Below are 13419 nucleotides of genomic sequence, written 5' to 3' on the forward strand. Positions count from 1 at the left end.
CGGGTCTGCTATATTGAAGACGTAGACCCTGTTTTTTTATTTATATTTTAAGGATGCTGATATGAGCAAGGACAAAACCTGGTCAGGCCGTTTTAACGAACCTGTTTCCGAGCTGGTCAAAAAATATACCGGCTCGATTGATTTTGACAAACGACTGGCAGAATGGGACATCCAAGGCTCGCTGGCACACGCGCAAATGCTGACACAGTCGGGCGTTTTGAGCGAAGACGACCTCTCCGCCATCCGTCAGGGCATGGCCGAGATTATAGCAGAAATCAAAGAAGGAACGATTCCCTGGTCGCTGGATTTGGAAGATGTCCACATGAACATCGAACGCCGCCTTACCGACAAAATCGGCGATGCCGGCAAACGCCTGCACACCGGCCGCAGCCGCAACGATCAAGTCGCTACCGACATCCGCCTGTGGCTGCGTGATCAAATTACCGTTATTCAAAGCCTGATTCAAAACCTTCAGACGGCCTTGGTCGATTTGGCAGAACAAAACGCCGAAACCGTCATGCCCGGCTTTACCCACCTGCAAGTTGCCCAGCCGGTCAGCTTCGGGCATCACATGCTCGCCTACGTTGAAATGCTCGGCCGCGATTTCGAGCGCATGGCCGACTGCCGCAAACGCGTCAACCGTATGCCGCTCGGTGCCGCCGCACTGGCCGGTACCACCTACCCGATTCAACGCGAAATTACCGCCGAGCTGTTGGGCTTTGAGCAAATCTGCCAGAACTCGCTTGATGCCGTATCTGACCGCGATTTTGCCATTGAGTTCACAGCTGCTGCTTCTCTGATTATGGTTCACCTGAGTCGTCTTTCCGAAGAATTGATTTTGTGGATGAGCCCGCGTTTCGGCTTTATCGATATTGCCGACCGTTTCTGCACCGGCTCGTCCATCATGCCGCAAAAGAAAAACCCCGACGTACCCGAACTTGTGCGCGGTAAATCCGGTCGCGTGATTGGCCACCTGATCGGCCTGGTTACCCTAATGAAATCACAACCTTTGGCATACAACAAAGACAATCAGGAAGACAAAGAGCCTTTGTTTGACACTGCCGACACGCTTATCGACACCCTGCGCATTTACGCCGACATGATGCGCGGCGTGACCGTCAAACCCGACAACATGCGCGCCGCCGTAATGCAGGGTTTTGCAACGGCTACCGACTTGGCGGATTACTTGGTGAAAAAAGGCATGCCTTTCCGCGACAGCCACGAAGTCGTTGCCCAAGCCGTGCGCCATGCCGATGAAGCTGGCGTTGATTTGAGCGAATTGCCGCTTGAAGTCCTGCAAGGTTTCAGCGATTTGATTGCCGACGACGTTTACAGCGTGTTGACACCCGAAGGCAGCTTAAACGCGCGCAACCACTTGGGCGGCACCGCGCCTGAACAAGTCCGTTTCCAAGTCAAACGCTGGCGTGAATTATTGGCTTAAATCCATCTAAACACATAATAAAAGGCCGTCTGAAAATTTTCAGACGGCCTTTTGATTACCCGTGTTACACTCAACCTCAAAATAAAAACAGATAAAACCTAAACTTACCTTCAAACGAGAAAACATGCCTCCTGACTTTGCCGCCATCTTCATACAAAAGGAGCAAGGATGAAAAACATTGTCTTAAAATTGATCATGATCTGCCTATGCTGCGGATGCTATGCCGTATTCGTCGCCTGGGAAAATGGAGGATTCAGCCAGCTCCATGATTTTCAAGCAATAGAGAGCAACGGCATGAGCGCATACCTTCATCAAACCTCCCCCGCAGCCATGCAGGCTGAAAAAAACGAGCTGTCGATTTTGCAAAACAACCAAAACAGCTTAGCCTCTTGCGTCGGCATCGAATCTTTATGCGAACAGGCCAAGCCGGGCATCTGGGTTGAACATGCCAAATTCTTGCAACACAAAGACACGGGCAAATTATTGGTACTTTCGTTGGACTATTTGGAAAACAATAACACCGCAAAAACCCTACACAACCGCTATACTGCATCGCTCCTACCCCAAGCAGACAGAACGGAGGTGTGGCATTACGCCTGGCGTACATTTTTGAGCTCAATAATATTTCTAATGGTCGTCAATCTGACGCCAATGATTTTTGCCCTATTCGAAGAAAAGACAAGCGCAGCATAAAAACATGCCGTCTGAACACATTTTCAGACGGCATGTTTCATTATTAAAGCTTAACGCGGATGAACCATATCGGCGGGTACGACCAGCTCGTCAAACTCTTCGCCTGTCAACAAGCCCAATTCGATGGCTGTTTCGCGCAACGATTTGTCGTTTTTGTAGGCGGTTTTGGCAACTTTGGCGGCGTTTTCGTAGCCGATTTTACGGTTCAACGCAGTAACCAGCATCAGGGAATGGTGCAGGAAATAGTCGATTTTTTCCGGCACGGGTTCGATGCCGACGGCGCAGTGTTCGTTGAAGCTGTTGCACGCGTCACCCAAGAGGCGGATGGATTGCAATAGGTTGTAGGCGATAACGGGCATATAGACGTTCAGCTCGAAATTGCCCGACGCGCCTGCCATGCCGATGGTGACGTCGTTGCCGAACACTTGGCAGCACACCATAGTCATCGCTTCGCATTGGGTCGGGTTGACTTTGCCCGGCATGATGGACGAACCCGGCTCGTTTTCGGGGATTTTGATTTCGCCCAGACTGCAACGCGGACCGCTTGCCAGCCAGCGGATGTCGTTGGCGATTTTGTTCAGGCTTGCCGCCAGCGTTTTCAATGCGCCCGAAGTGGCAACGGCGGCATCGCGTCCGCCCAAGGCTTCAAATTTGTTCGGCGCGCTGACAAACGGCAGACCGGACAATTCGGCGAGTTTGGCAGCAGCTTTTTCGGCGTATTCGGGATGGCTATTTAAGCCCGTGCCGACCGCCGTGCCGCCCAAAGCGAGTTCATACAAGTCTTTAAGTGCATCGTTCAGACGGCCTAAACCGTGATCAAGCTGGGAAACGTAGCCGGAAAACTCTTGTCCCAAAGTCAGCGGCGTCGCATCTTGCAAATGGGTGCGGCCAATTTTGACGATGGGGGCGAATTCTTTGGCTTTTTTGTCCAATGTATCGCGCAAGGCTTTTACCGCCGGAATAAGGTGGCGGTTGATTTCAATCGCGGCGGCGACGTGGATGGCGGTCGGGAACGCGTCGTTGGTTGATTGCGCGTGGTTCACATGGTCGTTGGGATGGACGGGCTGATACGCCGCCAAACCTGTACCGGCGATTTCGTTGGCGCGGTTTGCCAGCACTTCGTTCATGTTCATATTGGACTGCGTGCCGGAGCCGGTCTGCCACACCACCAATGGGAACTGCCCATCGAGCTTGCCGTTCAACACGTCGTCCGCCGCCTGCGTAATCAAATCCGCCTGCTCAGGCTTAATCCTGCCAAGGGAAACATTGGTGGCGGCTGCGGCTTTTTTCACCAGCGCCAAAGCATAAATCAGCGGCTGCGGTAGGGTTTCACCGCCGATTTTGAAATTGTTGCGGCTGCGCTGGGTCTGCGCGCCCCAATAGGCTTCGGATGGGACCTCGACATTGCCCATGGTGTCGTGTTCGGTACGGGTACTCATGCGTTTCTCCTATATTCAAATAGAAATAATAATGATTCGTAAATTTATTATACCCAGCAAAAGGCCGTCTGAAAAGAGAGAGGTTTTCAGACAGCCTTTTGCTTTATTAACCTGAAATACTAATAGAAGATAAAACCCGATTTCGGAGCAAATACAACCTGCGCCGCCGCTCCCCTCTTCTAAAAATTTTCCTCCTTGCCGATTTGTGTTCTACGCTAAGTGTTTATCGACAATAAATACCTTATCGTTTCTTTACTTTATTTCTCTCCAAGAGCATAATGAATAAAAATGATTATCAGGAGATGAAGATGAAACGAAAACATTTGGTTTACCTGTTAATGAGCAGTTTTGCCGCCGCAAACGGCTTTGCCGAAACCTTGGCAGACCCTGATGAAATCCAGCCTGTCAAAACCTTCTCCCCTCCCAAACCGATTGCACCAACCGCCGCACAAGGCTATTTCCCCGAAAACCAATTCGACCGCACCGAACGCAGCGATCATTACTTTGTTACCGAAAACATAGACCAGGCCTTCCGTCCGCTGAAAGCGAACAGCGGCTTCTACGGCAAAAGTTTTTACAATTCCGTTACCGCGCAAGCGCGCGGGGCAAAGGTGTACGGCGTGGCCAACCTCAATCACACCAAGGCCAACGGCTATAAAGACGGCGACGGCAATCAGACCGATTGGAAATACAGCCGTTTCAATCAAGCTTTGGTACTCGGTTTCGTGCCGTCTGAAAATCAAGAATACCGCCTCACTTATCTGCATGACGACATCAACAACGACCGCCAACCGCAGTTCGTCAACGACGCATTGGATACCGAACGACACATCGCCAAACTCAACGCGCGTTGGGGCAATGCCGATTTGAGCAATACGGTCAGCGCGGAAGCAGGAGTCATCAAACTCAAACGCCATGCCGACAATTACTCCCTGCGCCCAAACAACACTCCGCAGCAAGTGTTCGTAGAGCTTGACCGCAAAGTGTACGACTTCTCGCTCAAACACGATGCGGACTTCGGCAAATTCCACAATACCGCCGCCGTCAGCTACCGCAACGACAGCCAAAACGGCGAGCGCAACGCCCACACCGCCATGCGCGATTTCCTCAACGGCTACCGTTTCGCCGATGTACACCTCGACCGCTGGCGCATTGCCGATACCCTGTCTTACAAGTTTGACGACCGACACAAACTGGGCTTGGGCTTAAGCTACGAAATCAACGAAGCGGACGTTCGCAAAAATACAGCGCAACCCACCCATCCGATGAACCGTAATCTCGCCTTCGCCTCATCACAACAAATCTGGAAAACCCATTACGGCTACGACTTCAACGGCAAAGTGCGCCGTCATGCCTTCTCAGGCGAACTCAAATACGATTTCACGCCGTCTGAAACGCAAAAATACAGCGTTTCCCTTGCTCACTTAGAACGCATTGGCGACAACACCGAACGCTTCAACTCGCTTGCCGCCATCGTGCAAAACCGTATGAACGGCGCGTTGACGAACCAAAATCCAGCTGCCGTCATCGCAGGCAATCCCCTGCTGAAAACCGAAAAACACAACCGCATCAAGCTCACCGCCAACAGCCGCAACGACTACTACAACGGCTACATGAACTCGTTAGCAGGCGCTGGCTGGAACGTGGGCGGCACACTTGTGGCGGACAAAGTCAAAGACCTGATTATTTTTGACCGCGCACGCGGACAAAGCGGTATCTCATCCAACGGCGGCGGCATCATCACACGCAACGTGGACGCGCGATTATTTACCGCGCAGGCCTACGCGCGTTACAACTTCAATCCGCATTGGGCAGCAGGCATCAAAGCCACCTACAACTACGGACACAACGAAACCGACGGCAGGCCGCTCTATCAAATCCGTCCGTTTGAAGCCGCCGTCCAAGCCGACTACAAAAACTACTTTGCCCACGGCAGCTACAACATCGGTGTCGCAACACGCTTTGTCGCCAAACAAACCCGCGGCGATTTTGACGCGGCAAGCGGTCTGGGCATAGACAAACGCGAAGCCGCCAAAGGCTTTACCGTTGCCGACGTGTACGCAGGCGTAAACATCAAAGACAAATACGGCTTGCGCCTGGGCGTGAACAACGTGTTCAACAAAAAATACGCCGAACACATCAGCGGTGACCACGTCCTCGCCCTGTCGCCCAGTGTGGTGTATGCACCGGGCAGGACATATTGGTTGAGTTTGCACGCGGCGTTTTAAAATCAGGCCGTCTGAAAGAATGCCTACACTGGCTTATTAAGAATTAGGAGATAAAAAATGGATATGAAAAGACGCGATTTCTTAAAAATGACCGCCGCGCTGGCAGCCGCAGGCGTTTCGCCTTCTCTGCTTGCTGCCGGTAAAGAGCAATTTACCGTGTACGGCGCACCGGCAATGCCCAGCGTTACCATTGCTGTAGCGGCGTTGCAAGGCAAGCTGGCGAAACAGGCAGATGTATCGCTGAAAATTTGGCGCTCACCCGACCAACTGCGCGCAGGCGTAGCAAGCGGACAATTTAAAGTCATGATGAGTCCGAGCAATGTCGGCGTAAACCTGCGCAACCAAGGGCAGAAAGTCGGCATGGTCAATATTTTGACCAACGGCATCACGCAGCTGATGTGCAAAGGCAGCGCGATTACCTCGCCGCAGGATTTGGTCGGCAAAAAAATCCTCGTGCCGTTTAAAAACGACATGCCCGACATCGTGCTGCAAGCCTTGTTGAAAAAACTGAAAATCGACGCACACAAAGTCGGTATCACTTACACCGCCACGCCGCCCGAAGCGGTGGGACTGTTTTTGAGCAAGGACTACCACGCCGCCATCCTGCCTGAACCGATGGCAACCGCCAGCCTACTGAAAGGCAAAACCATGGGCGTAAACGTCGTGCGTGGTTTTGACTTAGTAAAAGCATGGGGACAGGCATTTGACACCAAACCGCTGATTCCGATGGCAGGCATCATCGCCAACGAAGAATATTTCCACGCACACAAAGCGCAGTTCGACCTCTTCCATCAGGATTTGAAAAACGCACTCAACTGGATACTCGCCAACCGCCAAAGCGCCGCGAAAATCGGCAAAAACTACCTCCCCGCCCCTGAACCCGCCCTAGTCATGGGCTTGGACGGCGCGCGGCTGACGGTAACTAAAGGCAGCGAAGTGAAGAACGAGATTTTGAAGTTTTACGAAATCCTGATGCAGTTCAACCCAAAACTTCTAGGCGGCAAGCTGCCGGATAATGGGTTCTTCTTGGCTTAAAAACCTCAGGGTGGGCATCCCCGCCCACCAAAGTTTGGTGCTTCAAAACTAACAACATCAAACGGATATAATAAGATGTTTGGTCATAACCCAATTTGCTATTATGAATATAAAAGAAATATATTTTGAAGAAGCGTACTTTAAATTATGTTTGATACTGAATCTATAGGATATGTCTATATTTTGACTTCTAAAAATTGTGATAGTGTAAAAATTGGAGGTAGTAATTATCCACCGATTAAGCGTATTAAAGAAATCAACCAAACTGAACCTTATAAAAAATTAGGAAAATGGGAACTGGCAGATTTTAGACAAGTAAATAATTGGCGGAAAGTAGAACATTATTTGCATTATCGATTTAGAAGCTGTCTAAATACAAATCAGGCTAACCAAAAGGAGCTTTTTTATTTAAGCGTTAAAGAAGCATCTGATGCTTTGAATGATTTGGATGAAAACCTGATTATTCACAAACCCAAAGTAGATAGGATGTTTCAAGATGAATATTTATGTTCTTATCTAAAGAATTTATTCATATTGTCTGGATTAGTACACTGGTTGGAATACCAAGGGGTATGGACATTTTCACTTTTCCCGTCAACAAATGGCGGCAGATATTTTACGTTGAATATCGGGTCTCATGAGGTAGCTTTTAGTACCTTAAATAGAAAGAATACACAAAGCACCCATATGATATTGTTAGATAAATTAATTTTAGATTTTCCAGAAACAATTTCTTGGATTGAACAACATGGATATATTGAAAAGAGTTATTACAAAACAGTTTTACCGAGAGCGGTTTCCATTTTTTTAAATGGTACCTTTGATATCGCGCTAGATTTTTTAAAAAAAGATGGGGTCAGACGTGCATTAATTGCTTATTGGTATGACTCTTTATTTAATTTGAAAGACAGCAACAAATGCAGTGTTTATGCACGTTTCCATAACTATAACGCCATTGCAAAACTCAATACAATTTGCAGTACACCGTAGTTACTGTTGACTACCTGAAAATAATACTAATGATCTGAAAATTGGATTAAAGCATCCACATACCCAACCTGCTGATTTCAAAATACAAACCAACACCCAAACCATGATTAAAACCGACAAAATCCGCAAACCGCAGCCTGCGCTGTTTTACATCATCGACTACCTTTGGAGCGGCTTTGCCGGTCTGGGCGTGGCGATGGTAGTGGTGGCCTTGTGGGCGTGGGGAAGTGCCGTGTTCGGCGAGTTTATGCTGCCTGCGCCGGTGGAGGTGTTTCAAAAGTCTTTGGATTTATTGAAACATTTTCAGGAAAACGAAATCGGGATTTCGCTGTGGCGGTCGGTGGTGGGGATTTCGGTTGCGTTGGTAGCGGGATTGGCTGCGGGGCTGGTGGCGGGCAGTTTTAAGACGGCGATGGCGTTGCTTAAGCCTGTGATTACGATTTTGTTGGCGATGCCGCCGATTATTTGGGTGGTAATGGCTCTGTTTTGGTTTGGTTTCGGCAATCCGAGCGTGTTGTTTACCATCATTGTGTTGGTTGCGCCGCTGACGTTTGCGAGTGCAGCGGTCGGGATGTCGAGCGTGAACAAGCAGCATGAGGAGTTGTTTGACGCTTATAAATTAGGCCGTCTGAAAAAAATCCGTTATCTGTATATCCCGCATCTGACGGGCTATGTGATTTCCAGCATCGGCGTGGCGGTGGCGATGGGGGTGAAGGTGGTGATTATGGCGGAACTTTTGGGCGCGAGCGAAGGCGTGGGTGCGCGGATTGCGGACGCGAGGGCGATGCTGGAGACTTCGACGGTGATGGCTTATGTGGTGTTGGTCATTGTGTTTGTGTCGCTGTTTGAATACCTGATTACCAAGCCTTTGGAAATTTTGTTTATGCCGTGGAGGAGATGATGCTCTGTCTTGAAAACGTGCGTTTTGAAATTCTCCGCGACCCCATCGTGCGCGATTTCAGTTTGAACCTGCAACATGGCGAAGTGAAAGCTTTGTTCGGGCCGAGCGGCTGTGGCAAGACGACGGTTTTGCGTTTGATTGCGGGCTTGGAAACGCCGAAATCGGGCACGATACGCAATACTTTCCGCAAAACGGGTTTTCTGTTTCAGGAAAACCGCCTGCCGGGAAACTTGACCGCGATGCAGAATATCGCTATTTTTATGGACAAACCCGATGAAGGCGAAATCATCGCGCTGGCGGCGAAAGTCGGGCTGACTGCGGGCGATTTGAACAAATATCCGACCGAATTGTCCGGCGGCATGGCGAAACGGGTAGCATTTTTGCGCCTGCTGCTGTGCGGCTGCGACCTTGCCTTGCTGGACGAGCCGTTCGTCGGTTTGGACCGCGATTTGCGCGATATTTTGGTCGCCATGCTGGTGGAAAAAATCGAGCGGCAGGGCATGGCGTGTATGCTGGTAACGCACGACCGCTTCGAAGCCGCACGCCTGAGCCATGAAATCATGCTGCTTTCCACTAAGGGCATGAACGTGCAAAACGTGATTACCCTGCCTACGCCGCTGTCCGAACGCGATTCGGCTTTTGAAGAAGCCGTGGTGGCAAGAGAGTTTCAGGGGATTCATTATTATGAGTGATAGGAATTTAAATTTCTGACAAACCTTGCGGTTCGTTGCCCTCTCCCTAACCCTCTCCCACGGGGAAAGGGGATCAGGTTTCTCAAAATCAGAGAGCCGTAGAATTGGGAATCAGATGTCAGGTAAACCTGAAAATGTTCAGGCTCGACAGCCCAATTCCCTCTCCCCGTGGGAGATGGCTAGGGAGAGGGTAAGCAAGCCGCAGGCTTGCCTCTTTAGCGAAAGATACGAATCTGTTATCCGAACGCGATTCGGTTTTTGAAAAAGCCGTGGTGCCAAGGGGGCAGGGGATTCATTATGAGGTGCTTTATGTTTTCGACTGTGATTACTGCTGCTGTTTTATATATTGCTACAGCAGTAGATTTGTTGGTAATACTATTAATATTTTTTGCTAGAGCAAATACTAGAAAAGAATATCGAGATATTTATATCGGACAATATTTAGGTTCTGTAATTTTAATATTAGTTAGTTTATTTCTAGCTTTTGTTTTGCATTATGTTCCGGAAAAATGGGTGTTGGGTTTATTAGGTTTAATACCGATTTACTTAGGTATTAAAGTTGCTATTTACGACGATTGTGAGGGCGAAAAAAGAGCTAAAAAAGAATTGGATGAAAAAGGGTTGTCAAAATTAGTCGGTATTGTTGCTTTGGTTACAGTTGCTAGTTGTGGTGCAGATAATATTGGACTTTTTGTTCCTTACTTTGTGACTTTAGATCTTGTCGACTTATTAGTTACTCTTCTTGTATTTTTAATATTGATTTTTGTTTTAGTATATACAGCACAAAGATTGGCTAATATTTCAGGTGTTGGTGAAATTGTAGAGAAGTTTAGTCGTTGGATAATGGCTGTTATTTATATTGGTTTAGGATTATTTATTATTATTGAAAATAATACAATTCAAACAATAATATCAATAATATGAATGATACGGGCATTTGAGTATCTGACAAACCTTGCGGTTCGTTGCCCTCTCCCTAACCCTCTCCCACGGGGAGAGGGTTAGGGAGAGGGCAAGCAAGCCGAAGGTTTGCTTCTTCAATACAAGATACAACCCTGTCCTCCCAATAAATCTATATCCGAAAGCATCTTCATGCAGAATCAAGCCAAACCATGAATAAGTTTTTCACCCACCCCATGCGGCCGTTTTTCGTCGGTGCGGCGGTGCTTGCCATACTCGGCGCGTTGGTGTTTTTCATCAGCCCCGGTGCCGTCATTTTGCACCGCCAAATCTTCTTAGAACTCATGCTGCCTGCGGCATACGGCGGCTTCCTGACTGCAGCCATGCTCGAATGGACGGGTTATAAAGGTCGTCTGAAACCTGTCGCTACTTTGATGGCGGCATTACTGCTCGCCGCATCTGCCATACTGCCCTTTTCGCCGCAAACTGCCTCGTTTTTCGTTGCCGCCTATTGGCTGGTATTGCTGCTGTTCTGCACTTGGCTGATTTGGCTCGACCGGAACACTGACAACTTCGCTCTTTTAATGTTGCTTGCCGCGTTTACTGCTTTTCAGACGGCCTATGCCGTCAGCGGCGATTTGAACTTACTGCGTGCGCAAGTACATCTGAACATGGCAGCGGTCATGTTTGTATCCGTCCGCGTCAGCATTCTTTTGGGCGCGGAAGCCCTGAAAGAATGCCGTCTGAAAGACCCCGTATTCATCCCCAACATCGTCTATAAAAACATCGCCATCACCTTCCTGCTGCTGCACGCCGCCGCCGAACTTTGGCTGCCCGCGCAAACCGCCGGTTTTACCGCGCTTGCCGTCGGCTTTATCCTGCTTGCCAAGCTGCGTGAGCTCCACCATCACGAACTCCTGCGCAAACACTACGTCTGCACTTATTACCTGCTCCAACTCTTTGCCGCTGCAGGCTATTTGTGGACAGGCACAGCGAAACTGCAAAACCTGCCTGCCTCCGCGCCCCTGCACCTGATTACCCTCGGCGGCATGATAGGTGGCGTGATGATGGTGTGGCTGACCGCCGGTCTGTGGCACAGCGGCTTTACCAAACTCGACTACCCCAAGCTCTGCCGCATTGCCGTTCCCCTACTCTTTATGGCTGCCGTCTCACGCGCTTTCTTAATGAACGTGAACCCGATATTTTTCATCACCGTTCCTGCGATTCTGACTATCGCCGTGTTCGTACTGTATCTTTTCACGTTTGTACCGATATTTCGGGAAAATGCGTTTACGGATGATCCGGAATAAAACAAAAGGCCGTCTGAAAATTTCAGACGGCCTTAGCTTTAAATAAATGCTTTATTTGTTGGCATTCAAATAAAGATTAATCAGGCGTGTAGTCGAGCTGTCGTGTTTTTGCACTTCGGTCTCGCCGGTCAATTCAGCAAGAATGGTTTTGGCCAACTGTTTGCCGAGTTCTACGCCCCATTGGTCAAAGCTGTTGATGCCCCAAATAATGCCTTGGACGAAGGTTTTGTGTTCATACATGGCAATCAGACTGCCCATATTGCGCGGGTTGATTTTGTCCATGAGAATGAGGTTGGTCGGGCGGTTGCCTGAGAAGGTTTTGTGCGGAACCAGCTCTTCGATGCGCTCTGCTTCCATGCCTTGGGCTTTGAGTTCGGCACGGACTTCGTCTGGGGTTTTACCGCGCATAAAGGCTTCGGCTTGGGCAAAAACGTTCGCCAACAGGATTTCGTGATGGCCTTGCAAATTGCTGCGTTTTTCAAGCGAGGCGATGAGATCAATCGGCGTGATGTGCGTACCTTGGTGCAGCAGTTGGAAGAAGGCGTGCTGGCCGTTGATACCGGTTTCGCCCCAAATAATCGGCGAAGTTTCGTAACCGACAGCTTTGCCGTCAAGGGTCACTTGTTTGCCGTTGCTCTCCATATCGAGCTGCTGGATAAATTTAGGCAGGCGGTGGAGATGTTGGTCGTAAGGCGCGATAACGTGGCTGCCGCCGCCGTAGTAGTTGATGTACCAAATGCCGATAAGGGCAAGGATAACCGGCAGGTTGCGCTCCAGCGGCGTGTTGATGAAGTGTTGGTCCATCAGGTGTGCGCCGTTGAGCATTTCGATGAAGTTTTCTTCACCGAGATACAGCATAATCGGCAGGCCGATGGCCGACCACAGGCTGTATCGTCCGCCTACCCAGTCCCAAAATTCAAACATATTGGCGGTATCGATACCGAATTCGGCAACGGCTTTTTGGTTGGTGGAGACGGCAACGAAGTGTTTGGCCACGGCGCTTTCATCGCCTGCATGATCCAAGAACCATTTACGCGCGGTCAGGGCGTTGGTCAGGGTTTCTTGGGTGGTAAAGGTTTTGGAGGCGATGATGAAGAGGGTGGTCTCGGGGTGGACTTTGGACAATACGTCGCGCAGTTGGGAGCCGTCCACATTGGAGACGAAGTGCATGTTCAAACGCGGATGGCCGAAAGGCTTGAGCGCGGTACACATCATCAGAGGGCCGAGGTCAGAGCCGCCGATACCGATGTTGACGACGTCGGTAATGACTTGATTGGTATAGCCCAACCAGCTGCCGCTGCGGACTTCATGCGCGAACTCGCCCATGCGTTGCAGGACATGGTTGACCTTAGGCATGACATCTTCGCCATCCACGACGATAGGGGCGTTGGTACGGTTGCGCAGGGCAACGTGGAGTACGGCACGGTTTTCTGTCGTATTGATTTTTTCGCCGTGGAACATTTGCTGCATCCGCTCCGGTACGCCTGCTTCACGCGCCAGCTCGAACAACAGTGCCATGGTTTCGTCGTTGATACGGTTTTTAGAATAATCCAAAGTCAGGCCGCCAACCTGCAGCCAGTAGCGCTCGGCACGTTCGGGATCTTGCTCGAACATTTCGCGCATGTGTTGTTCTTTGGTTTCGTCAAAATGTATCCATAATTTTGACCAAGCTGGTAAATCGTGAAGGTGTTTCATCGGATGCTCTCCTGGATAGTGGACAGTTTTGTTGAGAAAACGGCCGTGAGGTCGTCTGAAACGGGAACGGGGTGGTTTCCGTTTTTTGAGGTTTC

General features: G+C 49.7%; 11 protein-coding genes. 9 read left to right on the forward strand and 2 right to left on the reverse strand.

The window, feature by feature from the left end; genetic code table 11:
• The first annotated feature begins 61 nt into the window (after window positions 1-61).
• Both argH and DBY95_RS04960 read left to right on the forward strand, forming a co-directional pair.
• Window positions 62-1441: an argininosuccinate lyase gene (gene argH, locus DBY95_RS04955; RefSeq protein ID WP_107723580.1), complete on the forward strand. Its 1380-nt coding sequence runs from the start codon at window positions 62-64 to the stop codon at window positions 1439-1441.
• A gap of 168 nt (window positions 1442-1609) precedes the next feature.
• Window positions 1610-2134, forward strand: coding sequence for a hypothetical protein (locus tag DBY95_RS04960; RefSeq protein WP_107723581.1), 525 nt, complete (start codon window positions 1610-1612; stop codon window positions 2132-2134).
• 50 nt (window positions 2135-2184) lie between these two features.
• Here the strand turns inward: DBY95_RS04960 and fumC are convergent, their stop codons facing one another.
• Window positions 2185-3573 carry a class II fumarate hydratase gene (gene fumC, locus DBY95_RS04965; RefSeq protein WP_107723582.1) on the reverse strand — a complete coding sequence of 463 codons (1389 nt, stop codon included), beginning with the start codon at window positions 3571-3573 and terminating at the stop codon, window positions 2185-2187.
• A 308-nt stretch (window positions 3574-3881) separates the two neighbouring features.
• Here fumC and DBY95_RS04970 point away from each other — a divergent pair, with 308 nt between their 5' ends.
• From DBY95_RS04970 to DBY95_RS05000, 7 genes are all read left to right on the forward strand, one after another.
• Complete coding sequence (locus tag DBY95_RS04970; RefSeq protein WP_107723583.1) at window positions 3882-5801, forward strand: TonB-dependent receptor; 1920 nt, start codon at window positions 3882-3884, stop codon at window positions 5799-5801.
• A gap of 57 nt (window positions 5802-5858) precedes the next feature.
• Window positions 5859-6836 (forward strand): ABC transporter substrate-binding protein, encoded by a 978-nt coding sequence (locus DBY95_RS04975; RefSeq protein WP_049248358.1) that lies wholly within the window; start codon window positions 5859-5861, stop codon window positions 6834-6836.
• Window positions 6837-6983: 147 nt separating this feature from the next.
• Window positions 6984-7826 (forward strand): GIY-YIG nuclease family protein, encoded by an 843-nt coding sequence (locus DBY95_RS04980; RefSeq protein WP_107723584.1) that lies wholly within the window; start codon window positions 6984-6986, stop codon window positions 7824-7826.
• A gap of 103 nt (window positions 7827-7929) precedes the next feature.
• Entirely contained in the window at window positions 7930-8727 is a 798-nt protein-coding gene (locus DBY95_RS04985; RefSeq protein ID WP_107723585.1) for an ABC transporter permease, read from the forward strand.
• On the forward strand, window positions 8727-9419 hold the full coding sequence (locus DBY95_RS04990; protein WP_009310824.1) for an ATP-binding cassette domain-containing protein: 693 nt from the start codon (window positions 8727-8729) through the stop codon (window positions 9417-9419). The genes DBY95_RS04985 and DBY95_RS04990 overlap by 1 nt, the downstream gene beginning before the upstream one ends.
• Window positions 9420-9728: 309 nt before the next feature.
• The gene (locus DBY95_RS04995) at window positions 9729-10343 is read left to right on the forward strand and encodes a CadD family cadmium resistance transporter (protein WP_036491903.1); all 615 of its coding nucleotides are present in this window, start codon (window positions 9729-9731) and stop codon (window positions 10341-10343) included.
• A 188-nt stretch (window positions 10344-10531) separates the two neighbouring features.
• Window positions 10532-11629, forward strand: a complete 1098-nt coding sequence (locus tag DBY95_RS05000) for an NnrS family protein (protein WP_107723586.1) — start codon at window positions 10532-10534, stop codon at window positions 11627-11629.
• A 51-nt stretch (window positions 11630-11680) separates the two neighbouring features.
• On the opposite strand, the gene pgi is transcribed toward DBY95_RS05000, so the two are convergent.
• Window positions 11681-13324, reverse strand: coding sequence for a glucose-6-phosphate isomerase (pgi, locus tag DBY95_RS05005; RefSeq protein ID WP_107723587.1), 1644 nt, complete (start codon window positions 13322-13324; stop codon window positions 11681-11683).
• Between the last annotated feature and the right edge of the window lie 95 nt (window positions 13325-13419).

This window comes from Neisseria subflava (genome assembly GCF_003044935.1).
GTDB classification, from domain to species: domain Bacteria; phylum Pseudomonadota; class Gammaproteobacteria; order Burkholderiales; family Neisseriaceae; genus Neisseria; species Neisseria subflava_E.

Bases quoted from the DNA above. Each gene is read 5' to 3' on its own strand.
- argH (WP_107723580.1), top strand. From the start codon at position 62: ATGAGCAAGGACAAAACCTGGTCAGGCCGTTTTAACGAACCTGTTTCC.
- DBY95_RS04960 (WP_107723581.1), top strand. From the start codon at position 1,610: ATGAAAAACATTGTCTTAAAATTGATCATGATCTGCCTATGCTGCGGA.
- fumC (WP_107723582.1), bottom strand. From the start codon at position 3,573: ATGAGTACCCGTACCGAACACGACACCATGGGCAATGTCGAGGTCCCA.
- DBY95_RS04970 (WP_107723583.1), top strand. From the start codon at position 3,882: ATGAAACGAAAACATTTGGTTTACCTGTTAATGAGCAGTTTTGCCGCC.
- DBY95_RS04975 (WP_049248358.1), top strand. From the start codon at position 5,859: ATGGATATGAAAAGACGCGATTTCTTAAAAATGACCGCCGCGCTGGCA.
- DBY95_RS04980 (WP_107723584.1), top strand. From the start codon at position 6,984: ATGTTTGATACTGAATCTATAGGATATGTCTATATTTTGACTTCTAAA.
- DBY95_RS04985 (WP_107723585.1), top strand. From the start codon at position 7,930: ATGATTAAAACCGACAAAATCCGCAAACCGCAGCCTGCGCTGTTTTAC.
- DBY95_RS04990 (WP_009310824.1), top strand. From the start codon at position 8,727: ATGCTCTGTCTTGAAAACGTGCGTTTTGAAATTCTCCGCGACCCCATC.
- DBY95_RS04995 (WP_036491903.1), top strand. From the start codon at position 9,729: ATGTTTTCGACTGTGATTACTGCTGCTGTTTTATATATTGCTACAGCA.
- DBY95_RS05000 (WP_107723586.1), top strand. From the start codon at position 10,532: ATGAATAAGTTTTTCACCCACCCCATGCGGCCGTTTTTCGTCGGTGCG.
- pgi (WP_107723587.1), bottom strand. From the start codon at position 13,324: ATGAAACACCTTCACGATTTACCAGCTTGGTCAAAATTATGGATACAT.